This window comes from Streptomyces sp. NPDC039430 (assembly GCF_055639435.1).
Window position 1 is genome coordinate 1 of record NZ_JBVKAK010000022.1, and the last position, 23,853, is coordinate 23,853.

The window sequence follows — 23,853 nt, forward strand, 5'->3', positions numbered from 1 at the left end:
GATTCCTGCTGCCGGAAGATCTCGTCCAGCCTGCCCTGGATGTTGGGCGTCGACGGATCGAAGACCACCACGTTCGGCCCCAGATCACCACCGCCGGGCAGGGCCGCCGCGCCGGTACGTGCCGGCACCGACGCGGACGCGGGCGAGGACAGGGCGAGCATGCTCGGAGCCGACGCGGCGGCTGCCATGACGCCAAGAACGGTACGGCGCGTGGGGGGAGTAGGCATGGCGACTCTCCTTGTTCAGGATGTGAACGGTGGGGGTAACAGGGAGCGCTCTCTCACTCAGGCATGTTCACGGCATGTGAACAGCCCGTCAAGGGAGATGACCGGTTCCGCATCGCAGCGGGCCCCAACTAGCCCTGTGATAAAGGGATATGAGGAGCTATCCGGGTGGATCGAGCGCGCTTCCCGGCGTGCGGGGTTGTATTCACGAAGTGTCGATCACAGCGAACGGCAATCTGTGTGCCACAGGTGTCTTGACACCTTCTGAGGCTGCTTCTACGTTCCACGAGAGCGCTCTCTCGCTGTGGTCTCCTCAGCCCCGACCCTCGTACGGGCTGTGTCCGAGCTCCCCCACCCCTCTCGAAGGAGAGCCATGCGCCCACGTCTGCTTTTCGCTTCCGCCGCCGCTGTCGTCGCCGCGTTGACGGCGGCGACGGCTCCGAGCGCGACCGGCGCCCCCCGGGCCGCGGCCGCGGCCTGGGACAGTGATCTCGCGGCCGCGGCCCTGAGCGCGAACCCGGCCGCCGCCACCGCGTCCGGCAGTCAGAGCCCGGAGCTGGGTCCCGGCGCCGCCTTCGACGGCAACGGCGCGACCCGCTGGTCGAGCAACGCCGCCGACAACGCCTGGATCCGGGTCGATCTGGGCGAGACCCTCCGTATCGACCGGGTCACGCTCGACTGGGAGGCCGCCTACGGCAAGAAGTACGTGCTGGAAGTGTCGGGCGACGGCACCAACTGGCGGCCGTTCTACACGGAGGACGCGGGCACCGGCGGTACCGTCACCGCGCACACCTACCCGCAGGAGGTCAGGGGCCGGTACGTACGCCTGCGCGGCATCGAACGGGGCACGCCCTACGGCTACTCGCTGTTCTCCTTCAAGATCTACGGCGGCACCCCGGCCCCCGCATCCACCACCCGCGCCAATCTCGCCCTCCACCACCCCGCCTACAGCAACCTCTACCAGCACGCGGGGAACTCGCCGGCGTTCGTCACCGACGGCGGCTGGCCCGCCGCCCTCAAGGGCGACCAGACGCGATGGGCGAGCGACTGGAACGCCGACCGCTGGGTCGCCGTCGACCTCGGCGCCACCTCCGTCATCAACAGCGTGGACCTGTACTGGGAAGCCGCGTACGCCGTCGACTACGAGATCCAGGTCTCCGACGACAACAGGACCTGGCGCACTGTCCACCGCCCGTCCGCCGCCGAGGTCGCCGCGCGCCGCGCCGACATCAAGTCCCCGGGCGAGGCGGCCGGGCGGCATGACACCGTCACGCTCTCCGCACCCGCCACCGGCCGCTATGTGCGCATGCTCGGCAAGGAGCGGCGCTCCTTCTACAACCCGGCGCCCGCCACGGCCCAATTCGGTTACTCCCTCTACGAGTTCCAGGTGTGGGGCACCGGCGGCAGCGCGGCGGCCGCCTATCCCGCCCTCCCCGGCGAGCAGGGCGGCACGTACCGTACGACGTTCTTCGACGACTTCACGGGAGCCTCGCTCGACCGCTCCAAGTGGCGGGTCGTGAGAACGGGCCAGGAGATGGGGTCGGTCAACGGCGAGGCCCAGGCGTATGTGGACTCCACCGACAACATCCGTACGGCGAACGGCAGTCTGATCCTGACCCCGAAGTACTGCAAGGGGTGCACCCAGGCGGGCGGCGGTACGTACGACTTCACCTCGGGCCGTATCGACACCAACACCAAGTTCGACTTCACCTACGGCAAGGTCAGCGCCAGGCTGAAGCTCCCGGTGGGCGACGGCTACTGGCCCGCCTTCTGGCTGCTCGGCAGCGATGTCGACAACCCGGCCGTGTCCTGGCCCGCCTCGGGTGAGACGGACATCATGGAGAACATCGGCTACGGCAACTGGACCAGCAGCGCCCTGCACGGGCCGGGCTACTCCGCCGACGGCAACATCGGGGCCCAGCAGTACTACCCCGCCGGGGGAAGCGCCGACCAGTGGCACACGTACGCGGTCGAGTGGACGCCCACCACCATGCGGTTCTTCGTGGACGACCGGATCGTCCAGGAGACGTCCCGCAACAAGCTGGAGTCCACGCGTGGCAAGTGGGTCTTCGACCACAACCAGTACGTGATTCTCAACTTCGCTCTCGGCGGCGCCTATCCGGCCGGCTGGAACAAGGTCACCACGCCCTACTGGGGTCTGCCGCAGTCCAGCGTCGACCGCATCGCCCAGGGCGGCATCCAGACCGAGGTCGACTGGGTGAGGGTCGAGCAGAAGGGCTGATGCCGAGCAGCAGGGCTGATACGGACAGCCCGCCGCCGTCCGTCCCCCGCGTCCTCCCGTCCCCCAAAGTCCCCGTCCTCGCGTCCCCCCATTCCCCACCCGCGCGTCAGCCCGTCACATCTGTCCCGACCGACACATCACCGCAACCACTGGATTGGACCCCTTGTGAAAAGGATCCTCGCTCCCCCCACCGCGCCCTCCCCGCCCCGTTGGCGCCGGCTATTAGGACTCGCCGCGGCTTCCGTGGCCGCTCTGCTCATCGCCGGCTTCAGCTACCCGGGAGAGCGCGCCCAGGCCGCGCAGACCCCGGCCGCGTCCGCCCCTGCCGCGTCCGCCCAGGGCGAAGACGTGGTGCGCGTCGCCGAGTTCCTCGCGGAGTGCCCTTACAGCCACCGGGCCACCGACGACCCCATCGTGTTCCCCGGCCTTCCGGGCGCGTCCCACATGCACAGCTTCTTCGGGAACACCTCCACGAACGCCCACTCGGACCTGACCAGTCTGGAGCGCTCGTCCAGCAACTGCAGCCCCTCCACCGACCTCTCGTCCTACTGGGTGCCGACCCTGTACAACGGTGACACCGCGGTGGAGCCGACCGGAACGACCTTCTACTACCTGGGTGAAGGCGTACGCGACGACATCATCGCGAAGATCCAGCCGATGCCCCGGGGCCTGCGCATCGTGGCCGGCAACGCCAAGGCCACCGGCCCCAATGACAACACCATCTCCCGCTGGTCGTGTCTGCACCACGGCGAGGTCGGGTCCTCCCCCAACTTCGTGAACTGCCCGGCCGGTGCGATGCTGGAGTCCTATCTCGACTTCCCGCAGTGCTGGAACGGCAGGGACCTGGACTCCGCGGACCACAAGAGCCATATGTCCTATCCGGTGGCGGGCGCCTGCCCCTCCACGCACCCGGTCCCCGTGCCCAAGCTCCGGCAGGTGCTCCGGTATCCCGTCAACGGGGATCCCGCGCGGTTCCGGCTGGCCTCGGGGCCCGGATACACCATGCACGGCGACTTCTTCAACGTCTGGCCCGCCGCCGAGATGGAGCGTCGCGTCCGCGACTGCATCAACCCCATCATCAAGTGCGGTGCGGACGGCCGTCCCTGATTTCTCGTCACCTCACCCCCCACACGCCCGCCCGGGTCTCCCGGGCGGGCCCTTCACGGGAAAACCCACCATGAAGCGACGCCTCGTCACCCCCCTGCCGGCCCTGCTTCTGCTCCCCCTTCTCCTGCTGCCGCTCCTGTCCCTGAGCGGCTGCTCGGCCTCGGCCGATCGGCCGGCCGCCGCCGGCACGTCCGCCGCACCCGCCCCCTCGTCCAGCGCGCCGTTCACCGCCACCGACTCCGGCTGGATCCAGCTGATGACGCCGATGAGCGAGCAGGCCGGGCAGCTCCTCGCGATGGCCTCCGCCCACGACTCCGCGCCGCCGCTGGCCTCATGGGCCGCCGCCCTCGCGAAGGAGCACCGTACGGAGGTGGCCCAACTCCGGCAGCTGCTCGGCCGCATGGGCCTGCCCGACACCAATGTGCACGCGGGCCATGACATGCCGGGCATGGTCACGGAAGCGGATCTCGCCCGCGCCCGCGGGCTCAAGGGCGCGCGATTCGACGGTTTCGTACGCCAGGAGATCCGCGCGCACCTCGAACAGTCGCAGCGTGTCTCCCGCTCCGAGTCCCGGGCGGGCGGCAGCCAGGAGGCGAAGCGGCTCGCCGCGCGCATCGCCGACTCGCGCGCCGAACAGCTGAAGACGCTGTCCTCACTGGACCGGTGACCGTGCGGTACGGCGAGGGACCGCCGCACGGCGAGGCCGCCGGTGTGCCGGCAGGGAGCACGTGGATATAAAAGACCTCATGGATGCCGACTCCTCGCCCCCTTTCCGCCCGGTGACCCTGGAGGACGTGGCCCGCGTCGCCGGTGTGTCCCGGGCCACGGTGTCCCGGGTCATCAACGAGACACCCACCGTGGACCTGGCGCTCCGGCACGCCGTGGAGAACGCCGTGGCCGCCACGGGATACGTGCCCAACCGCGCGGCCCGCTCACTCGTGACCCGGCGGACGGGTTCGGTGGCGCTCGTGGTCTCCGAGCAGGAGAAGCGCCACGCCGCCGCGCCCTTCCTCGGCCGGGTGTTCACGGACCCGCACTTCGGGCGGGTCGTCAGCGGGCTGGTCGATGTGCTGCGGCCCGCGGGTGTCCATCTCGTCCTGATGCTGGTGGACGACGAGGCCTCCCGCCTCCAGACCCTCTCGTATCTGCGCCAGGGACATGTGGACGGTGTGGTGCTGATCTCGTCGCATGTGGACGACCCGCTGCCGCGACTGCTCGCCGACACCCGGCTGCCGGCGGTCCTGTCGGGGCGTCCGCGGCGCGACTCCACGCTCGCGTTCGTGGAGGCCGACCAGCGGGAGGGTGCCCGGCTGGCCGCCGGACATCTGGTGGCCCTGGGCCGGACCCGGATCGGCTCGGTGGCCGGGCCGCAGGACATGCCCGCGGCACGGGAGCGCCTGGAGGGTTTCCGCGCCGCCCTGGCGGAGCACGGCATCCATGATGTCCCCTGGACGGAGGGCGACTTCACCCACACAGGGGGCGCCTCGGCCGTACGGGAGCTGCTCGCGCGGCGGCCGGATCTGGACGGACTGTTCGTGGCCTCCGACCTCATGGCCCTCGGTGCGCTGCCGGTCCTCCAGCGCGCGGGCAGAGAGGTGCCGCGGGACGTGGCGGTGGTGGGCTTCGACGACAGCCATGCCGCCCAGTCCTGCGACCCGCCGCTGACCACCGTACGGCAGCCGGTCGAGGAGATGGCCTCCGCGACGGCCCAGCTCCTGCTGCGCCGGATCGCCCGGCCGGACCAGGCCGTGCGGTCGGAGCTGTTCGCGCCCGTGCTCGTGGTCAGGGAGTCCGCCTGACAGGGCCTAACGCCGGTCCGCCGCAGGCTCCCCGGTCGTGAGCCGGGGGACGTTCGACCGCGCGCCGTACGTGAAGGCGCGGACCCGGTAGGAGGCCCGTTTCTCGGTGGGCAGGGTGATCAGCCCGCAGGAGTTGATGTCGGGGTCGAGGACGGCGACCGGAGCGTAAGCGGAACCGCCCCGGGGGCGCGCCTCCAGCAGAAACCCCTCCTCGTCCGAGGCGTGATCGGTCCAGCTGAAGTGAATGCCGTTCGCATGCTTGACCACGGCCTTGAGTCCGGTGGGCGCCGCGGCTCCCCCGTCGCGGACGGGACGGCCGGTCGCGGACCGTCCGGGATCCCTGCGCGGCGGCAGCCAGTCGTGGCCGGACTCCTGGTCCTCCGTGGTCAGTTCGCCCGGTGGCAGGGAGACGTCGACCGGCGCCGACGCCGGGCCGTCGAAGGTCCTGAGGCGGTAGAAGAACGTCGTACGCGGCATCAGGTCGGGGTGACGGTATGCCGTCGCCCCGGGCGGCAGGTACTGGAGGACGGTGTACGGCCCCGCCTCCTCCGTCGCGAACTCAAGGACATGGCCGGAGGCGCCGGGCGCACCGCCGCGCCAGCTGAGATCGATGTCGGTGGGGGTGGTCAGGACCGCGCGGAGCGCGGGGGCCGCTCCGCCGCCGGTCCCCGGCGTACCCGGGGTGGCGGCGGCCCCGCCCGGGGAGGTGGCGGACCCCCGGACGGGGCGCTCGGCCGGCGGCCGCGTGGAACACGCCGTCACCGCCAGCACGAGCGCGACGGCCGGCACGGCGGCCCGGATCGCTGGGCGCACGGACGGGCCCGCTACTTGCGCCAGAAGCGGACGTCGCTCCAGACCACCGTGGCCGGTCCGTTGCCGCTGTCGGTGCGGTAGGCGCCGAACTTGTCGTAGAAGCTGCCGCCCGGACTCGCGTAGGTGTGCTTGAGCGACCCGTTGATGTACGTACGGTGCGAGGTGCCGACCTGGTGAACGGTGTTGACGCGGACCGTCGCGCCCACGGTCCCGGCGTTCGACAGCGTGGTGCCGCCGTGGACCGCGTACAGCCGCCCGCCGCGTTCGGCGGCCAGCATGAAGTAGGGGCCCGACGCGGACTCGTTGAACGTCTGCTTGAGGCTGATGCGCGTACCGCTCAGGCTGCTGATGCGGAAGTAGCCCTCGAACTGCCGGGTGCCCCCGGTATAGGTGGCGTACCGGCGTTCGGCGCGCTGGTCGCCGCTCGCGGTGGAGCAGGTGAGCGTGAACGTCAGACCGTCGACCTGGCCGCACCCCCGCTCCTGGACCGTGAAGGTGGGCGAGACCGAGGTCCACCCGCCGGGCTCGACCTCGGCGGAGGCGGGCGGGACGGCGAGGAACGAGGAAGCACCCACCGCGGCGAGAACCGTGAACGTCCGAAGGCGTGTGAACATGTCTCACTTCCCTCTCTGGGGGAGGACGCAATCAGAGCCCGCATTCCATATACATGAACGCCGACTCTGATTTTGAATGGTTGAGTGGGAAGATAGGACTGGACCAACCGCCCGTCAAGAGCCCTCCGCGAGGCGGCTGCTGGCGATACGGAACGTCTACGCCGGATCACCGCCACCGATCCCCGGCCCCGCGGGCGGGCCTCAGAAATTGATCATGTGACCGGCCAGACCGTGGACCGCTTCCTTGACCGCCTCGCCCAGCGTCGGATGGGCGTGCACATTGCGTGCGACCTCGTGGACCGTCAGGTCCCACTGCTGGGCCAGTGTCAGCTCCGGCAGCAGTTCGGTGACCTCGGGGCCGATCAGATGCGCGCCGAGCAGTTCGCCGTACCGGCCGTCACTGATCAGCTTCACGAAACCGGCCGGATCGCCCAGACCGTGGGCCTTGCCGTTCGCGGTGAAGGGGAACTTCACCACCTTGACGTCATGGCCCCGCTCGCGCGCCTGCTCCTCGGTCCAGCCGAAGCTGGCGATCTGCGGCTGGCAGTAGGTGGCGCGCGGGACCATCACGAAGTCCAGTTCCATGGTCTCCGCCCCGGCGATCGTCTCGGCCGCGATCACCCCCATCGACTCCGCGGCGTGGGCCAGCATCAGCTTCGCCGTGACGTCCCCGATCGCGAAGATGTGCGGCACGCTGGTACGGCCGCGTCCGTCCACGTCGATCGCTCCGCGCTCGGTCAGCCGGACGCCGGTGTTCTCCAGGCCGTAGCCGGCGATGCGCGGCGCGAAGCCGATCGCCTGGAGGACCTTGTCGGTCTCCAGCACCTGCCGCTGCCCGTCGCGCGAGACGGTGACCCGCACCTTCGCCGACGGATCACTGTCGTCGATCCCCTCGACCCGGGTGGAGGTCAGCACCTCGATGCCCAGCCGCCGGTAGCGCTTGGCGAGTTCCTTGGAGATCTCGGTGTCCTCCAACGGCACCAGCCGGTCGAGGAATTCGACGATCGTGACCTTCACCCCGTAGTTGTGCAGCACATACGCGAACTCGACGCCGATGGCACCGGCACCCGCGATGACGATGCTCTCCGGCAGCGTGTCGGAGAGGATCTGCTCCTCGTAGGTGACGACCCGCTCGCTCAGGGAGGTCCCCGGCAGCAGCCGGGTCGTGGTCCCCGTCGCGACGACGCAGTGGTCGAACGTCAGCGTCTCGGTACCGCCGTCCGACAGCGCCACCTGAAGGGTCCGGTCGTCGGCGAACGTGCCACGGCCGTCGTACTCGGCGATGTCGTTCTTCTTCATCAGATAGTGCACGCCGGCCACCCGGCCGTCGGCGACCTTGCGGCTGCGCCTGAACGCCTCCGTGTAGTCGAAGCTGACCCGGCCCTCCACCCGGATCCCGAAGGTCTTCGCCTCCTGCGTGAAGATGTGCGCGAGTTCGGCGTTGCGCAACAGCGCCTTCGAGGGGATGCACCCCACGTTCAGACAGACGCCGCCCCAGTACTTCGCCTCGACGACTGCCGTCCGCAGCCCGAGTTGCGTCGCGCGGACCGCCGCGGTGTATCCGCCCGGTCCCGCGCCGAGGACCACGACATCAAAGTGTGTACTCATGATCCACACCATAGGCACCCGGGACGCCGCGCGAGCACATGTCGGGGCAAGCGTGCTGCCCCTCACACGACAGGCCCTAACGGACGAACCGGGGCAGCCACTTCGCCCGGTAGCCGGGATGGCCCGCGTGCTCCGCCGCCATCTGCCGCACGACGAACCCCAGCCCGACGGCGCGGCCTGACGGGAAGTCGTCCGCGGGACGGTCGGTGTCGAGGTGGGACACCTCCGCGTACTCGTCGAGGAGGACCCTGCTCGTCTCGATGCGCCGCAGGGTGTACTCCGGGTTCTGGTGGGCGATGTGCTCGTCGTAGCCGCGCGTCCGCACCGTGAACGCGATCCCGCCGGTACGGTCGTGGATCTCGCCCGGCATCTCGGGCGGACAACGCCAGCGTTCCCCGCCGGCCTCCTGCGCGTGCCGCGCCTCCTCGTCGAGACGCGCCCGCACGAACGCCAGCAGGTCCGCATTGTCGTCACTCATCAGCTCTCGGTCCTTTACCGTCACGGACACGGGCGGGGAAGACCTCCGTCCCGGGCACGTTCTACCGTCCAGCAGAGGATGCCGTACAAACGGCTCGGCGCATGAGGATCGCGCGCGTGGGGTAAGCGCTCCCTGGCCATCGGATGAAACGCGGCAGAACGGCGTATATCCGGTAACGGCCCCTGTCCGGTAAGGATGTAAGGATCAGCTCTCACGAGAGGAGACGTCATGTCATCGAAGCGGCGCCGCAAGAAGAGGGCCCGTCGTAAGAACGGGGCCAACCACGGCCGACGTCCCCAGTCCTGACCGGAAGACTCCTCCGTACGGACTACCTCCAGTGGCCCCCGCGCGTGCGGCACCCCGCCGTACACCGGCGCCGGGGGCCACTGCCTCGGCCTCGCGCGGCGGAGCGGACGGGCGGTCTCGCGCCGGCGGGGTCAGGCCTCGCCGCCCAGGACCTTCCAGACCCGGGTCGCCACATGCAGATTGAGGCGGGTCTCGACGTCGCTCAGATCGTGCCCGCCGATCTCGCGCATGCGCTGGAGCCGGTAGCGCAGCGTGCTGCGGTGGATGCCGAGGGCGGAGGCCGCGCCGTCGTAGTTCCCGCCCGCCTCGAAGTACTGCGAGAGGGTACGGACCAGATCGCCCCGGTGGGCCGCGTCGTAGTCGAGGAGCGGGCCGAGCCACTCGCGGACATACGCCTCGATCTCCCGGTAGTCGTCACCCGTACCGATGATCCGGTACAGCCCGAGGTCGTCGAACGAGGTCGCGCCGTGGGGGACGCGCGAGCGCTGCCGTACCTCCAGCGCGCGCAGCGCCTCCTGGTAGGAACGGGGGATCTCGGCCGGGGAGTCGCAGCGGCTGCCGAGCCCGATCGCTCCCGCGCGCGAGCCCAGTTCCTGGGCGACCGACCGATACAGCTCCTCCCCCTTCGGACGCCCCTGGACGACCAGGACCGCCCGGCCCGAGCGTCGGGCCACCAGCGACCGGAGCCCCAGGCCGGCCGCCGCGCCGGCCACCGCCTGGACGAACGCGTCGTCGGCGGTCAGCCCCGTCCACCCCACCGCCACCAGATGCTGCGCGCCGTGCAGATCGTGGCCGACGGCCGCGGCGCGCGCGAAGGCGCTCTCGTCGTCCGTACCGGTGATCAGATCGTCGACCAGCTCGCGGCGCAGGCGTAGCTCCATCTCGGCCAGGCTGCGCAGATGCGCCATCTCCAGGGCCAGCGCGTCGCAGGCGTGACCGAGCGCGAACTCCTCCCGCTCCCCCGCGGCTCCCCGGGGATCGACCAGGGAGACGGTGCCGAGGATCTCTCCGCGATGGCGGGCGACGGCGGTGAGCCGGTGCCCGACGTACACCGGGCGCGCGTCCCGGATCGCGTCGAGGATCAGCTGTTCCTGACGCCCCGGGTCGGGCTTCGGGTACGGGTCGGGGCAGCCGGGGCCGGCCCAGGCCCGCAGATTGCCGAACTGGTCCTCCACCACGGCGGAGAAGCCGGTCAGCCGGTGGACCGTCCACGCGATCCCCGCCTCGGTGTCCCCGGTGGCGGTGGCACCGCTCAGCGCGTCGTGCACCGAGCGCCGGTACGTCAGTTCTGACTCCACGTCGGCGAGGCGCGCACGCGCGGCGTTGCCGTCCTGCCGGACCCGGCTCAGCTCGGCGGCGGACTCCCGCTCCCGGCGGTGGGCGGTGGCGCCCGCCAGGGCGGCGCCGGTCTGGCGCGCGAGCAGTCCGAGCAGCGCGAGGTCCTCGTCGCCCGGCGGCCGGCGGCCGCTCACGACCAGATATCCGGCCGGGGAGCTTCCGGCCCGGCCGGATGGCCCCCGGAGGGCGAACGCCCATGACCACTCCCGGCCGGGGACCCGGACGGCGCCGTCCCGGCTGTCGAGTCGGCCGACCTGGCCGTCCAGCGCCCGGCCGGTGGCGGAGGGGCCCGGCGGAGAGTAGGAGCCCGGCGGCGGGTAGGAGCCCGGCGGCGGGCGCGGGCCGGCGGCGGGCGAGCCGGTCGGCGGGCAGCGGACGAGCCGCCCCTCGGCCGTCGGCAGATAGGCGGCCTCGGTACGCCACGGACCGAGCCGCGCGACCCAGGAGCCCGCCAGCCGCAGCACCTCGTGCTCGTCCCGGCCGTCGGACAGGACGCCCGACAGCGCCATCAGACGGTGGAGGCGGGAGGACCGGCTGCCCGGGGGGTCCGGGGCTCCGGTTCTTCCGGCGGCCGTGCTCATCTCCCTGGCCCCACACCTTCCCGAAGACAGTCGCCCCCAGCACAACTTTACCGGGCGGCCGGGTCCGCGCATCCGGTCCGCCGGGGGCCGTGCCCTGTACCGGCAGGTCCAGTCACCGCCCGGATTTGGACCTCGCAGGAGCAGGAATCGGCGCGGCGCCGTCGTCAGGCTGGAGGAGAAGGACCCCTGCCCCGAGGGCAGCCAGCGAAGGCAGTGGACGTAAGGGAGCACCTCATGGCCAAGGCAGTCGGCATCGATCTGGGCACCACCAATTCGGTGATCGCCGCGTGGGAGGGAGGTGAGGCGACGGTCCTCCCCAACGCCGAGGGCTCCCGCACCACCCCCTCCGTCGTCGCCTTCACCGACTCCGGCGAACGGCTCGTGGGCCAGCTGGCCCGCCGGCAGGCGATCCTCAACCCCAAGGGCACCATCTACTCCGCGAAGCGGTTCATCGGCCGGCACTTCGACGAGGTCTCCGACGAGGTCAAGGCGGTGACGTACGACGTCGTGGCGGGCGAGAACGGCGTCGCGCGGTTCGACATCGGCGGCAAGCAGTACGCGCCGGAGGAGATCAGCGCGCTGGTGCTGCGCAAGCTCGCCGAGGACGCCTCGAAGTCGCTGGGAGAGCGGGTGACGGAGGCCGTCATCACCGTACCGGCGTACTTCAACGACGCCCAGCGCACCGCGACCAAGGACGCGGGGCGGATCGCGGGTCTCGAAGTGCTGCGCATCATCAACGAACCGACCGCGGCGGCCCTGGCGTACGGCATGGACAAGAAGGAGCACGAGACGGTGCTCGTCTTCGACCTCGGCGGCGGCACCTTCGACGTGTCCATCCTGGACGTCGGTGACGGCGTGGTGGAGGTACGTTCCACCGCGGGAGACACGCACCTCGGCGGCGACGACTTCGACCGCCGGCTCGTGGACCACCTCGCGGACACGTTCCAGCGCGAGAACGGGATCGATCTGCGCGATGACACCCAGGCGCTGCAACGGCTGTTCGAAGCGGCGGAGAAGGCCAAGACCGAGCTGAGCTCGGTGACCCAGACCCAGGTCAGCCTGCCGTTCATCACGGCCGACGCCAACGGCCCCAAGCATCTGACCGAATCCGTCATGCGCTCCACCTTCGAGCAGATCACCGCCGATCTGGTGGACCGCTGCCTGGGCCCCGTGCGGCAGGCGCTGTCCGACGCGAAGGTGACGGACAGCGATATCGACGAGGTCATCCTGGTCGGCGGCTCGACCCGGATCCCCGCCGTCCAGGCGCTGGTCCGGCGGCTGACGGGTGGCAAGGACCCGAATATGAGCGTCAACCCGGACGAGGTGGTGGCGCTGGGCGCCGCCGTCCAGGCCGGGGTGCTCAAGGGTGAGGTCAAGGACGTCCTGCTGCTGGACGTCACCCCGCTCTCGCTGGGCGTGGAGACACGCGGCGGGGTGATGACGAAGATCATCGAGCGGAACACCACGATCCCGGTCCGTCGTACGGAGACCTTCTCCACGGCCGAGGACAACCAGCCCGCCGTCGATGTCGTCGTCCTCCAGGGCGAGCGCGAGCGCGCGGCCGACAACCGGGTCCTCGGCCGCTTCCAGCTCACCGACATCCGCCCCGCGCCACGCGGGGAACCGCAGGTCGAGGTCACCTTCGACATCGACGCCAACGGCATCCTCCATGTCACCGCGCGCGACAAGGACACCGGCGGGGAACAGGGCATCACCCTCAGCGAGGGCTCCAACCTCGACCGGTCCGAGGTGGAGCGCATGGTCTCCGAGGCGGAGCGCAACCGCGGCGAGGATCAGGCGCTGCGGCAGGCCGTGGACGCGCGCAACGAGCTGGACGCGATCGCCTATCAGGTGGAACGCAGGCTGGGCGAGCTGGGCGAGAACGCGCCCGAGCACGAACGGGCGCGGGCCCAGCTGCTGGTCTCCGACGCGCGCCAGGCGGTGAAGGGCGAGGAGACGCTGGACCGGGTCAGGTCGCTGACCTCCGAGCTCCAGCAGGTCCACCAGGCGCTGTCCGCCCGCCCGGCCGGTCCCGCCGGCTCGTCCGAGCCCGGTCCCGGTGGGCCGCCCCCGGCGAGCGGCACCGGAGGCGACGACGACGTCGTGGACGCCGATTTCGACCGGAGCTGAGGTCACGCCATGGCCACCGAGCCGGAGCGGATACCACCGCCGGACGAGACGGACGCCGTGCCTCCGCCGGAGGGCCGGACGGACGGGCGGCCGGACGACGTCCAGGACGACACACAGCACGGCGCGCAGCACGACGTACAGCGAGACGTACGGACAGACGGCGACGTGCGGGAGGACCTGGCCGAGGCGCAGGACGCCTGGCGGCGCGCGCTCGCCGATCTCGACAATCTGCGCAAACGCCACGCCAGGGAGCTGGAGGAGGCACGGGAGACCGAGCGCGCCCGTACCGCCGCCGCGTGGCTTCCCGTACTCGACCATCTCGAACTGGCCCTCGCGCACGCGCACGCCGACCCCTCCTCGGTCCTGAAGGGCGTCGAAGCCGTACGGGACCAGGCCGTGGACGTGCTGGCGCGGCTCGGCTATCCGCGCGAGGAGGAGAGCGGTGTGCCGTTCGACCCGGGCCGGCACGAGGTGGTCCGGGTCGTCGACGACCCGGACACCGAGCCCGGCACGGTCGTGGAGGTCCTGCGCCCCGGATACGGACGCGACGGACGCCAGTTGCGCCCGATGGCCGTCGCGGTCAGTCAGCGGCGGGAGTGACGGCGCATGGCACAGGACTACTACGAGGTCCTCGGCGTCCCCCGCACGGCGAGTCAGGAGGACATCCAGCAGGCCTACCGGAAGCTGGCCCGCCGCCACCATCCGGACGTCAACAAGGACCCGGAGGCCGAGGAGCGCTTCAAGGACGTCAACGAGGCGTACAGCGTTCTGGCCGACCCGGACACCCGGGCGCGCTACGACCGGTTCGGCCCGGACTTCCGGCAGATCCCCGAGGACTACGACGAGCGGGTGGCCGCGGGGACGGGCCGCGGCGGCGCGGGCTGGGCCTCCACCGGTGGCGGGGTGCGCTTCGCCCAGGGGCCGGGCGGCTCCTTCCAGGACGTGGACTTCGAGGACCTCTTCGGCGGCCTGTTCGGGGCGGGCGGCGGGCGCGGCGGACCCCGCCGTACCGTCCCCGGCGCCGACCAGGAGGCCGAGGTGGAGCTGTCCGTGGAGGAGGCGTACCGGGGCGGGCGGCACGCGGTCGGTCTCGCCGGGCCGGACGGCCGGCGCGACTACCGGGTCACCATTCCCCGGGGAGTGCGGGACGGGCAGCGGATCCGGCTGGCCGGCGAGGGCGGCCAGGGCAGCCGCGACGCGCCCGCCGGTGACCTCTATCTGCGGGTGCGCATCAGACCCCATGAGCGGTACCGGCTGGACGGCCGCGACATCCATGTCCAGCTGCCCGTGACGCCCTGGGAGGCGGCGCTCGGCGCGACCGTGCCCCTGCCCACCCCCGGCGGCACCGCCAAGGTCACCGTGCCGCCCGGCTCCTCCAGCGGGCGCCGGCTGCGGCTGCGCGGCGAGGGAATGCCCCACCCGCGCGGCACCGACGGCGACCTCTACGCCGAGGTGCGGGTGATGGTCCCGCCGCGCCCCACCGACCGTGAACGCGCGCTGTTCGAGGAGCTGGCGGCGGCGTCCGACTTCGACCCGAGGAGGCCGGGATGACGCCCGAGCGACGGCGGCGGCCGGACACGACGGCCTGGCGACGGCCGGACGGGACAGCCGAGCGGCGGCAGGACGCGACGGAGGTCCGGGTCTACGAGCTGGTGCCCGTGCGCGGGCTCAGCCTGGAGAGCGTGGCCCGCGGCTCGGGAATGCACCCGGAGATGGTCCGGCGCCTGGTGACGCTGGGGCTGGTGGACGCCACCCGTGACCCCGCCGGCCGGCTCAGGTTCGACCGGTCCGCCCCGCGCACGCTGGCCCGTATCCAGCGGCTGCGGGCCGGACTCCCCCTCAACTACGCCTCCATCGGGCTGGTACTCGATCTGCTGGACCGGATCGGTCAGCTGGAGGCCGCGCTGCGCCGTACCGGCGCGAGGAGTGACGACGTGCCATGGACATGAACCGCCTCACCCAGAAGTCCCAGGAAGCCCTGCAAGAGGCCCAGAGCGCGGCCGTACGCCTCGGGCAGACCGAGGTCGACGGGGAGCATCTGCTGCTCGCGCTGCTCGACCAGCGGGACGGGCTCGTCCCCCGGCTGCTCGACCAGGCCGGCGTCGATCCGCCCGCGCTGCGCACCGCCGTCGAGAACGAGCTGTCGCGCAGACCCCGGTCGACCGGCCCCGGAGTCGCGCCGGGCCAGGTCTTCGTCACCCAGCGGCTGTCGCGGCTGCTGGAGACCGCCGAGCAGGAGGCCGGGCGGCTCAAGGACGAGTACGTCTCCGTCGAGCATCTGATGATGGCGCTGGCCGACGAGGGCTCCGCCACCGCCGCGGGGCGCCTGCTGAAGGACCACGGGCTGACCAAGGAGGCGTTCCTGTCCGCGCTCACGCGGGTCCGCGGCAACCAGCGGGTCACCTCCGCGACCCCGGAGGCCGCCTACGAGGCCCTGGAGAAGTACGGCCGCGACCTGGTCGCCGAGGCCCGTACCGGCGGTCTGGACCCGGTGATCGGCCGGGACGCCGAGATACGGCGGGTGACCCAGATCCTCAGCCGCAAGACCAAGAACAACCCGGTGCTGATCGGCGACCCGGGGGTCGGCAAGACCGCGATCGTGGAGGGCCTCGCCCAGCGGATCGTCCGCGGCGATGTGCCCGAGGGGCTTCGGGACCGTACCGTCTTCGCGCTCGACATGGCGGCGCTGGTGGCCGGTGCCAAGTACCGCGGAGAGTTCGAGGAACGGCTCAAGGCGGTGCTCGGCGAGGTCAAGGCGGCCGGCGGACGGATCCTGCTCTTCCTCGACGAACTCCACACCGTGGTCGGCGCGGGCGGCGCCGAAGGAGCGGTGGACGCCGGGAACATGCTCAAGCCGATGCTCGCCCGCGGTGAGCTGCACATGATCGGCGCCACCACCCTGGACGAGTACCGCAAGCACATCGAGTCCGACGCCGCGCTGGAGCGCCGCTTCCAGCAGGTGCTGGTGGACGAGCCGAGCGTGGAGGACACCGTCTCCATCCTGCGCGGGCTGCGCGAGCGCCTGGAGGTCTTCCACGGCGTACGGATCCAGGACACGGCGCTGGTCGCCGCGGCGACGCTGAGCCACCGCTACATCTCGGACCGGTTCCTGCCCGACAAGGCCATCGACCTGGTGGACGAGGCGTGCGCGCGGATGCGTACGGAGATCGACTCGATGCCCGCCGAACTGGACGAACTGACACGGCGGGTGACCCGGCTGGAGATCGAGGAGGCGGCCCTCGCCGAGGAGACCGCCCCGGCCAGCGTCACCAGACTGGCGGAGCTGCGCGGGGAGCTGGCCGATCTGCGGGCCGACGCCGACGCCCGCCGCGCCCAGTGGGAATCCGAGCGCCAGGCCATCCGCAAGGTCCAGGAGCTGCGGCAGGAACTGGAACGGGTCCGTCAGGAGGCCGACGAGGCCGAACGGGCCTACGACCTCAACCGTGCCGCCGAGCTGCGCTACGGAAGGCTCACCGACCTGGAGCGCCGGCTCGCCGCCGAGGAGGAGCAACTGCGCGCCAAACAGGGCGAGACCCGGCTGCTGCGCGAGGTGGTCACCGAGGACGAGATCGCCGAGATCGTCGCCGCGTGGACCGGCATTCCGGTGAGCCGGCTCCAGGAGGCCGAGCGCGAGAAGCTGCTGCGGCTCGACGAGATCCTTCAGGAGCGGGTGATCGGGCAGGACGAGGCCGTACAGCTGGTGGCCGACGCGATCATCCGGGCCCGCTCCGGGATCCGTGATCCGCGCCGCCCGATCGGGTCGTTCATCTTCCTCGGCCCGACCGGCGTGGGCAAGACGGAGCTGGCGAAGACCCTCGCGGCCGCGCTCTTCGACTCCGAGGAGAGCATGGTCCGCCTGGACATGAGCGAGTACCAGGAGCGGCACACCGTGAGCCGGCTCGTCGGCGCCCCGCCCGGATACGTGGGGTACGAGGAGGGCGGCCAGCTCACCGAGGCCGTCCGGCGCAAGCCGTACTCGGTGGTCCTGTTCGACGAGATCGAGAAGGCCCACGCCGATGTCTTCAACACCCTGCTCCAGGTGCTGGACGACGGCCGGATCACCGACGCCCAGGGGCGGACCGTCGACTTCCGCAACACCGTCGTCATCATGACCTCCAACATCGGCTCGCCCTATCTGCTGGACGCGAGCGCGGACGGCGAGATCAAGCCCGACGCCCGCGCGCAGGTGATGTCCGAACTCCGCGCGCACTTCCGGCCGGAGTTCCTCAACCGCGTGGACGACATCGTGCTCTTCAAGCCGCTCGGTCTGACCCAGATCGAGCGGATCGTGGACCTCCAGTTCGATGAACTGCGCCGGCGTCTCGCGGAGCGCAGGATCACGGTGGAACTCACCGGGCCGGCCCGTGAACTCATCGCCCACCAGGGCTTCGATCCGGTGTACGGGGCCCGTCCGCTGCGTCGCTATATCTCGCACGAGGTCGAGACGCTGATCGGACGCGCGCTGCTGCGCGGGGAGGCGGAGGACGGGTCGCACATCAAGGTGGACGCCCAGAACGGCGAGCTGGTCGTGACGTACCAGGACCCGCCCGAGTCCGCGCCGGAAGGGTGAGCACCGTGGCCGGCAGGACGAGGGTCGTGAGGAGGGATGTGCGTGCCGTGACGGGGGAGGCGAGGGCCGTGACCACGGACGCCGACTGGCACCTGTCCATGGCGCGCCCCGTCACCCCCCGTACCCCCGACGGCTGCGAGGAGTGCCTGCGGCTCGGCGCGCCCTGGGAACACCTCAGGATCTGCCTGACCTGCGGCCATGTCGGATGCTGCGACTCCTCCCCGCTCCGGCACGCCCGTGCCCACGCGGCCTCCCTCGGCCACCCGCTCGTGGCGTCCCTGGAGTCCGGGGAGCACTGGCGCTGGTGCTACATGCACGAGGCGTTCGTCTGAACACGCGCGCCGTGACCGCTCCCCGGGTTGCCGTGCCGGTCCGGGCACCGGAGCCTGTCAGAGCGGGCACGGCACGCATCTTCGAGGCAGGGGTCGTTTTCATGACAGAGAGTGAAAGCCCGCGGTTCCAGTACGCTCCGGTCGTGGTCCTGCCGGTCCAGGACGGGCAACCGCCCTTCCGGCTGGTGGAGATCCACGGCGAGCTGGCCGGCAAGGCGTTCTCGATCGAGGACGTCTTCGAGTACGCCTTCGCGCTCGGCCTGAAAGGCTCCGAGCTGGACGACCCCGAGGTGGTCCGGTGGGTGGGCGGCGACCAGTACACCTGGAGCGTCCGGCACTGGAAGTGAGACGCGCGGCCGCCCCGGCGGAGCCGCGATCGCGGCGTTCACAGCCGCGGTGGAGTCACATCAGTTCCTGTTCCGCCCAGATGATCTTGCCTTCCGGTGTGTGCCGGGTCCCCCAGCGGTGCGCCAGCTGGGCGACGAGGAAGAGCCCGCGGCCGCCTTCGTCGGTGGTGCGGGCGTGCCGCAGCCGGGGAGAGGTGCTGTTGGCGTCGGCGACCTCGACGATCAGACGGGACTGGCGCATCAGCCGGAGCCGGATCGGTCCCGTGCCGTACCGGACCGCGTTGGTCACCAGCTCGCTGACGATGAGTTCGGTCGTCATGACCAGCTCGTCCAGGCCCCATTCCTCCAGTTGGCGGGTTGCCAGATTCCGGATGCCGGCGACGGCGGCGGGGTCGGAGGCCACGTTCCAGGAGACGACATGGTCGGCGCTCATGGCACGGGTACGCGCGAGCAGCAGCGCCACGTCGTCGGGCTGCGCCGCGGCGGTCAGCCGTTCCACGGCGGCGGCGCACAGCGCCGTGAGGGAGAGGCCGGGCTGCGCCAGGGCGTGTGCGAGGCGGGACATGCCGAGGTCGATGTCCTGGTCGGCGGCCTCGATGAGACCGTCGGTGTAGAGACCGAGCAGACTGCCCTCGGGAAGCTCGATCTCGGTGGCCTCGAAGGGCAGTCCGCCCAGCCCCAGCGGTGGTCCGGCCGGCAGCTCCAGGAATCTGACATGCCCTTCCGGAGAGACGACGACGGGCGGTGGATGCCCGGCCCTGGCCAGGGTGCAACGCCGGGTGACCGGGTCGTAGACCGCGTAGAGACAGGTGGCGCCGACCACGGTCGTACGGAACGGGTCGGCGCTCTCGTTGAGCGGCTCCTCGTCGCTGAGGCGCAGCACCAGATCGTCGAGGTGGGCCAGCAGCTCGTCCGGGGGCACGTCCATGTCGGCGAGTGTCTGCACCGCGGTGCGCAGGCGTCCCATGGTGGCGGCGGCGCTGATGCCGTGCCCGACCACATCGCCGACGACCAGACCCACGCGGGCTCCGGACAGGGGGATCACATCGAACCAGTCCCCGCCCACACCGTCGCCCGCGCCGGCCGGCAGATAGACGGAGGCCACGTCCACGGCGGCGCCGCCCGCCAGTGTGTGCGGCAGCAGACTGCGCTGGAGTGTCACGGTCGCGTTGTGTTCGCGGGTGTAGCGGCGCGCGTTGTCCACACACACCGCCGCGCGGGCGACGACTTCCCGGGCCAGCAGGACATCGTCCGCCTTGAAGGACACCGGGTTGAGGGAGCGGAAGAACGTGGTGACGCCCAGCACGGTGTCCCGCGCCCGCATCGGCACGGAGATGAGCGAGTGCATCCCGTACTCGCGGATGTTCGCGGCCCTGGCGGGCTGCCGTGTCACCCACTGGGGAGTGGTGGCGTCGAGGACCTGAATGAGCACCGGCTCGCCGTTGACCAGGAGGTCGGGGCCGTGCGGCGGGGGCAGCGAGTCCACCCGGTCGCCGATCCGGGCGACGGCCTCCGGGCATCCTTCCCGTACGGAACTCATGCCCGCCCTGCGCATCGTCACGCGCGTGACCGCCGGTCCCGCGTCGGTCAGCCAGGTCCCGTGCCCCTCGTCGCTGAGAATCGGTTCCAGCAGGTCGACGGTGACGAAGTCGGCGAAGCGGGGTACGGCGAAATCGGCCAGCTCCTGCGCCGTCCGTGTCACGTCCAGGGTGCTGCCGACCACGGCTCCGGCGTCATTGACCATGGCCAGCAGCTCACGGGCGTTCCACCGGTCGGTCACATCGAGCACGATGTAGCAGACGCCTGTGACACCGCCGTCGGCGTCGACCAGGGGAAAGAACGAGGTGGAGTAGGCGTGCTGCCGGTGCGGATCCGCCCAGCTCCAGCCCAGGTACTCGTAGTCGGTGACCGGCACACCGGTCTGCAGCACCTTGCGCATCAGGTCTTCGAGGATGTCGGCCTGGAGGCCCGGGAGCAACTCGCTCAGCCGGCGGCCCAGGCGCTGCTCACGCGGCACTCCGCCGAAACGTTCCAGGGTGTCGTTGATCCAGCTGTAGCGCAGGTCCATGTCCATGACGGCCATGCCGACGGGTGACCGGGTCAGGAACCCGTCCAGTACGGACTGGCCCATCGCCCATTGGGTCCGCTGCTCCCATGCCGAGATCAGAAAGCATTCATCGCCACCGATGCGGAACGAGGTGGAGACGCGCAGGTTCAGTTCCATGCGCCGGCCGTCGCGGTGCCGCACCGGAACGACCCCGCTCCACCCGGCCCCCGCGCGGCAGTGCTCGGCGACCGCCACCGCACGTACCCGATCGCCCGGATCGGTCAGCAGCAGGGCGGCGGTCCGGCCCACCACCTCCGCCGGCGGGTAGCCGAGGATCTCCTCCGCCCCCCTGGTCCAGGCCACGACGTTGCCCGCCGCGTCCACCACCGCGGTCGCGTCATTGGATGCGTCCAAAGGAACCTCCGAACGCGCGGGCGGGGGAGCGCCGGGCCTCGGGCCCGACTGCCTGCGCGCCGATGACATCCACCTCACCATCCCCTATGCACCCCATAATCGCACCGCGTCACGCAACGCGCAGGGACGCGCGATCTTCGGGATACGGGCGGACGCGCGGGGCCGCGGGCACGCCCGGTACCCGTCCGGCCGCGACGTGTCACCGAGGTGCCGCCGCCCGTCACGATCGACCGCGGTGGCGGGGTCAGACCGCCGTCACCTCGACGCCCGCCTCGGCGATGCGTGCCAGGGGGTCGGCCGGGGCCGCCTTGTCGGTGACGAGGTGGTCGATGTCCGTCAGCGGGCAGATCTTCGCGAAGGTGACCTTCCCGATCTTCGAATGGTCCGCCACGACGACGGTCCTGCCGCTGTTGTCGGCGAAGGCGCGGTCCGTCGCCGCTTCGAGCTGGTCGTGGGTCGTACAGCCATGGGCCGCGCTGATCCCGTCCACCCCCAGGAACGTCATGTCGGTGTGATGGTCGGCCAGTGTCTTCTCGGCGATGGGGCCGACGAGTTCATAGCTCGCGGTACGGGCGTAGCCGCCGACGACGACCAGCGTGACATCCCTGTGCGGTACCAGTTCGGCGGCGATGTTGACCGCGTTGGTCACGATGGTGACGGGTCCGCGCGCGGCGAGCACCCGCGCGATCTCGATGACGGTCGTGCCACCGGTCAGACCGACGACGGCTCCCGCCGGCACCAGCTCGGCCGCGGCCCGTGCGATGGCCTGCTTCTCGGACCTGCGGCGCTCCGTGCGGTGCTGGACCGGAAGCTCGGCCGGGAAGCCGCCGGCCACCGCTCCGCCGTGCGTACGGCGCAGCAGATTCAGCCGGCTCAGATGCTGCAGATCGCGCCGGACCGTGGCCGCCGACACGTTCAGCAGGCGGGAGAGCTCATTGACATCGGAGCCGCCTCGCGCGGAGACATGCTCAAGTATCCGCGCATGGCGCTCAGTTTTCAGCATGAGGTGAGCATAGCCCCGCGCGGGAATGCCCAGCTCGGAGATTCCCCGGGGCCCGTTGACCGTCGAACCCACTGCCCATGTGCGCAAAGTGCGCAGCTTCGATCTGTTGACATGCCGAAAGTTGCTCGCTTTACTCCATGCAACGCCAGAGTTGAGCACCCGGCGCCAGAGGTACGCCCAGCCGGTAACGCGGTCCACGCACCGCCAGCCCGGACTGAGTCGCCAGGACACCCGCGGAGATCGCGGAGTCCGAGGCGGGGACGTACCCCCCATCTTCTGGAGCTCACGATGCCTTCGATCAACCGTTTCCGCACCGCCGCACCGCCGCCCGCTCGGCGGTCCTGACCGGCTTGGTGCGTCCCGGTCCCGGGTGGGGTGCACCGAGCCGCCGCTCCCGCCCCCACGCGGCGCACACTGTTCGAATCACCTCGCCACGCACCACCTCACAGCACACCACCGCACAGCACACACCTTCCACACCACACACCACCCACCGTGCCGGGACGCTCTCCGCGCGATCGTCCCGTGCCGCGTTTCCCCTGGGGGGCTCACATGGCCGCAGCACACCGCTTTCCCGGCGCTCCCGCCGGGCTCTCGCGCCGCACGGTCCTGCGCCGGGGCACCGGTCTGGCGCTCGGCGCCGCCGCCACCGCGGCCCTGCCCGGTTGCGGTACGGACACGAGCGACGGCGTAGGAGCCGACGGACGCGTCACGGTCGAACTCTGGCACGGGCAGACGGACACCGGCCGGGCGGCGATCGAGAAGCTGGTCGCGGAGTTCAACCGCACCCACCCCGGCATCCGCGTCGATTCCGGCGGGGGCGTGCTGGCCGACGCGATGCTGCAGAAGATCACCGCGGCGATCGCGTCGGGCTCCTTCCCCGACGTCGCCTATGTCTTCGGCTCCGACCTGGCCAGCGTCGCGCGCAGCCCGTCCGTGGTGGATCTGACCGACACGGTCCGGTCCGGCCCGCTCCCCTGGAAAGACTTCTGGGCCCCCGCCCGCGAGGCCGTCACCCTCAACGGACGGGTACGGGCGGCCCCCGCACTGCTCGACTCACTCGCCGTGGTCTGCAACAAGAAGCTCTTCCGCGACGCCGGCCTGCCCCTCCCCGAGCCGGGCTGGACCTGGGCGGAGTTCGTGGCGACGGCCAGGAAACTGACCGACACGGGACGTGGCACCTTCGGCACCGGCTGGCCGGGCGTGGGCGACGAGGACACGGTGTGGCGGCTGTGGCCGATGGTGTGGGACCTGGGAGGCGATGTCGTCAGCGAGGACGGGCAGCGGATCGGGTTCGCGGACGTCGGCGTACAGGCCCTGGAGACGGTGGCGGCGCTCGCGAAGGACAAGAGCGTCTACATCGACCCCAAACCGGGCAGCGAGCAGATGTACCAGGTCTTCCTCTCCGGCCGGATGGGCATGGTCGTCACCGGCCCGTGGCAGCTGCCCGACATCGAACAGGCGAAGATCGACTATCACGTGGTGCCCCTGCCCAGCTACAGCGGCAAGCCGATGACCATTTCGGGACCCGACACCTGGACCGTGTTCGACAACGGTCCGGCGCGCGTACGGGCGGCACGCACCTTCGTCACCTGGCTGGCGCAGCCCGCGCAGGACGTGCGCTGGGACGTCATGGCCGGCAGCCTGCCGCTGAGCCGGAGCACCGAGGCCCTGCCCGCCTGGCAGGCGCAGGAGGCCAGGACCGACGGGCTGCCGGTGTTCACCCGGGCGCTGGATTCGGCGCGCGTACGTCCCGTACACCCGGCGTATCCACAGATCTCCCAGGCGCTCGGACAGGCCATCGCCGCCGTGCTCCTCGGCAGGAGTACCCCCGTCAAGGCCCTGCGCGCGTGCGCGGACGAGGCCAACGCCGCTCTGCTCATCCCGCGTTGAGAGGAAT

20 protein-coding genes and 1 pseudogene are annotated in these 23,853 nt (G+C 71.1%); 13 read left to right on the forward strand and 8 right to left on the reverse strand.

Translation table 11 applies throughout. The features are described 5' to 3' along the window. Window positions 1-227: pseudogene (locus ACZ7LS_RS33575) on the reverse strand (coagulation factor 5/8 type domain-containing protein); the annotation flags it as partial. Window positions 228-597: 370 nt separating this feature from the next. Between ACZ7LS_RS33575 and ACZ7LS_RS33580 the strand changes: the two are divergent. The 4 genes from ACZ7LS_RS33580 (at window position 598) to ACZ7LS_RS33595 (ending at window position 5,372) form a co-directional block, all read left to right on the forward strand. After that, on the forward strand, window positions 598-2,466 hold the full coding sequence (locus tag ACZ7LS_RS33580; protein ID WP_382665042.1) for a discoidin domain-containing protein: 1,869 nt from the start codon (window positions 598-600) through the stop codon (window positions 2,464-2,466). 243 nt (window positions 2,467-2,709) lie between these two features. Next, window positions 2,710-3,573, forward strand: a complete 864-nt coding sequence (locus tag ACZ7LS_RS33585; RefSeq protein ID WP_382516632.1) for a DUF1996 domain-containing protein — start codon at window positions 2,710-2,712, stop codon at window positions 3,571-3,573. Window positions 3,574-3,643: 70 nt separating this feature from the next. Continuing rightward, a complete protein-coding gene (locus ACZ7LS_RS33590) occupies window positions 3,644-4,240 on the forward strand; it encodes a DUF305 domain-containing protein (RefSeq protein ID WP_385133799.1) in 597 nt (198 codons plus the stop codon). Window positions 4,241-4,319: 79 nt separating this feature from the next. Beyond that, window positions 4,320-5,372, forward strand: a complete 1,053-nt coding sequence (locus ACZ7LS_RS33595; RefSeq protein WP_382516626.1) for a LacI family DNA-binding transcriptional regulator — start codon at window positions 4,320-4,322, stop codon at window positions 5,370-5,372. A 6-nt stretch (window positions 5,373-5,378) separates the two neighbouring features. Here ACZ7LS_RS33595 and ACZ7LS_RS33600 read toward each other — a convergent pair whose 3' ends face one another. From ACZ7LS_RS33600 to ACZ7LS_RS33615, 4 genes are all read right to left on the reverse strand, one after another. Beyond that, window positions 5,379-6,185, reverse strand: a complete 807-nt coding sequence (locus tag ACZ7LS_RS33600) for a fibronectin type III domain-containing protein (RefSeq protein ID WP_382665043.1) — start codon at window positions 6,183-6,185, stop codon at window positions 5,379-5,381. Between the two features lie 11 nt (window positions 6,186-6,196). Next, window positions 6,197-6,799, reverse strand: coding sequence for a hypothetical protein (locus tag ACZ7LS_RS33605; RefSeq protein WP_382516620.1), 603 nt, complete (start codon window positions 6,797-6,799; stop codon window positions 6,197-6,199). A 201-nt stretch (window positions 6,800-7,000) separates the two neighbouring features. Further along, window positions 7,001-8,407 carry a dihydrolipoyl dehydrogenase gene (gene lpdA, locus ACZ7LS_RS33610; RefSeq protein ID WP_382665044.1) on the reverse strand — a complete coding sequence of 469 codons (1,407 nt, stop codon included), beginning with the start codon at window positions 8,405-8,407 and terminating at the stop codon, window positions 7,001-7,003. A gap of 76 nt (window positions 8,408-8,483) precedes the next feature. Next, window positions 8,484-8,885, reverse strand: coding sequence for a DUF6221 family protein (locus ACZ7LS_RS33615; RefSeq protein WP_129767839.1), 402 nt, complete (start codon window positions 8,883-8,885; stop codon window positions 8,484-8,486). 228 nt (window positions 8,886-9,113) lie between these two features. On the opposite strand from ACZ7LS_RS33615, the gene ACZ7LS_RS33620 reads away from it, so the two are divergent. Further along, window positions 9,114-9,191 carry a 50S ribosomal protein bL37 gene (locus ACZ7LS_RS33620; RefSeq protein WP_370671728.1) on the forward strand — a complete coding sequence of 26 codons (78 nt, stop codon included), beginning with the start codon at window positions 9,114-9,116 and terminating at the stop codon, window positions 9,189-9,191. A gap of 131 nt (window positions 9,192-9,322) precedes the next feature. On the opposite strand, the gene ACZ7LS_RS33625 is transcribed toward ACZ7LS_RS33620, so the two are convergent. Further along, the gene (locus tag ACZ7LS_RS33625) at window positions 9,323-11,110 is read right to left on the reverse strand and encodes a PucR family transcriptional regulator (RefSeq protein WP_385133794.1); all 1,788 of its coding nucleotides are present in this window, start codon (window positions 11,108-11,110) and stop codon (window positions 9,323-9,325) included. A 234-nt stretch (window positions 11,111-11,344) separates the two neighbouring features. Between ACZ7LS_RS33625 and dnaK the strand changes: the two genes are divergently transcribed. The 7 genes from dnaK to ACZ7LS_RS33660 all read left to right on the forward strand — a co-directional run bounded on the left by dnaK (window position 11,345) and on the right by ACZ7LS_RS33660 (window position 18,489). Beyond that, complete coding sequence (gene dnaK / locus ACZ7LS_RS33630; RefSeq protein WP_385133792.1) at window positions 11,345-13,240, forward strand: molecular chaperone DnaK; 1,896 nt, start codon at window positions 11,345-11,347, stop codon at window positions 13,238-13,240. Window positions 13,241-13,249: 9 nt separating this feature from the next. Continuing rightward, the gene (locus ACZ7LS_RS33635; protein WP_385133789.1) at window positions 13,250-13,840 is read left to right on the forward strand and encodes a nucleotide exchange factor GrpE; all 591 of its coding nucleotides are present in this window, start codon (window positions 13,250-13,252) and stop codon (window positions 13,838-13,840) included. Between the two features lie 6 nt (window positions 13,841-13,846). Then, window positions 13,847-14,791 carry a DnaJ C-terminal domain-containing protein gene (locus tag ACZ7LS_RS33640; RefSeq protein WP_385133786.1) on the forward strand — a complete coding sequence of 315 codons (945 nt, stop codon included), beginning with the start codon at window positions 13,847-13,849 and terminating at the stop codon, window positions 14,789-14,791. Further along, a complete protein-coding gene (locus ACZ7LS_RS33645; protein WP_382516601.1) occupies window positions 14,788-15,189 on the forward strand; it encodes a chaperone modulator CbpM in 402 nt (133 codons plus the stop codon). Before ACZ7LS_RS33640 ends, ACZ7LS_RS33645 begins: the two co-directional genes overlap by 4 nt. Further along, entirely contained in the window at window positions 15,180-17,810 is a 2,631-nt protein-coding gene (clpB, locus tag ACZ7LS_RS33650; protein WP_385133783.1) for an ATP-dependent chaperone ClpB, read from the forward strand. The genes ACZ7LS_RS33645 and clpB overlap by 10 nt, the downstream gene beginning before the upstream one ends. A gap of 98 nt (window positions 17,811-17,908) precedes the next feature. Next, window positions 17,909-18,142: a UBP-type zinc finger domain-containing protein gene (locus ACZ7LS_RS33655; protein WP_382516890.1), complete on the forward strand. Its 234-nt coding sequence runs from the start codon at window positions 17,909-17,911 to the stop codon at window positions 18,140-18,142. Between the two features lie 101 nt (window positions 18,143-18,243). After that, the gene (locus tag ACZ7LS_RS33660; RefSeq protein ID WP_382516596.1) at window positions 18,244-18,489 is read left to right on the forward strand and encodes a hypothetical protein; all 246 of its coding nucleotides are present in this window, start codon (window positions 18,244-18,246) and stop codon (window positions 18,487-18,489) included. A gap of 55 nt (window positions 18,490-18,544) precedes the next feature. On the opposite strand, the gene ACZ7LS_RS33665 is transcribed toward ACZ7LS_RS33660, so the two are convergent. Both ACZ7LS_RS33665 and ACZ7LS_RS33670 read right to left on the reverse strand, forming a co-directional pair. Then, the gene (locus ACZ7LS_RS33665) at window positions 18,545-21,019 is read right to left on the reverse strand and encodes a SpoIIE family protein phosphatase (RefSeq protein WP_385133780.1); all 2,475 of its coding nucleotides are present in this window, start codon (window positions 21,017-21,019) and stop codon (window positions 18,545-18,547) included. Window positions 21,020-21,194: 175 nt separating this feature from the next. Then, complete coding sequence (locus ACZ7LS_RS33670; RefSeq protein WP_382516591.1) at window positions 21,195-21,953, reverse strand: DeoR/GlpR family DNA-binding transcription regulator; 759 nt, start codon at window positions 21,951-21,953, stop codon at window positions 21,195-21,197. A 552-nt stretch (window positions 21,954-22,505) separates the two neighbouring features. On the opposite strand from ACZ7LS_RS33670, the gene ACZ7LS_RS33675 reads away from it, so the two are divergent. Then, the gene (locus ACZ7LS_RS33675) at window positions 22,506-23,846 is read left to right on the forward strand and encodes an ABC transporter substrate-binding protein (RefSeq protein ID WP_382516588.1); all 1,341 of its coding nucleotides are present in this window, start codon (window positions 22,506-22,508) and stop codon (window positions 23,844-23,846) included. Window positions 23,847-23,853: the final 7 nt, after the last annotated feature.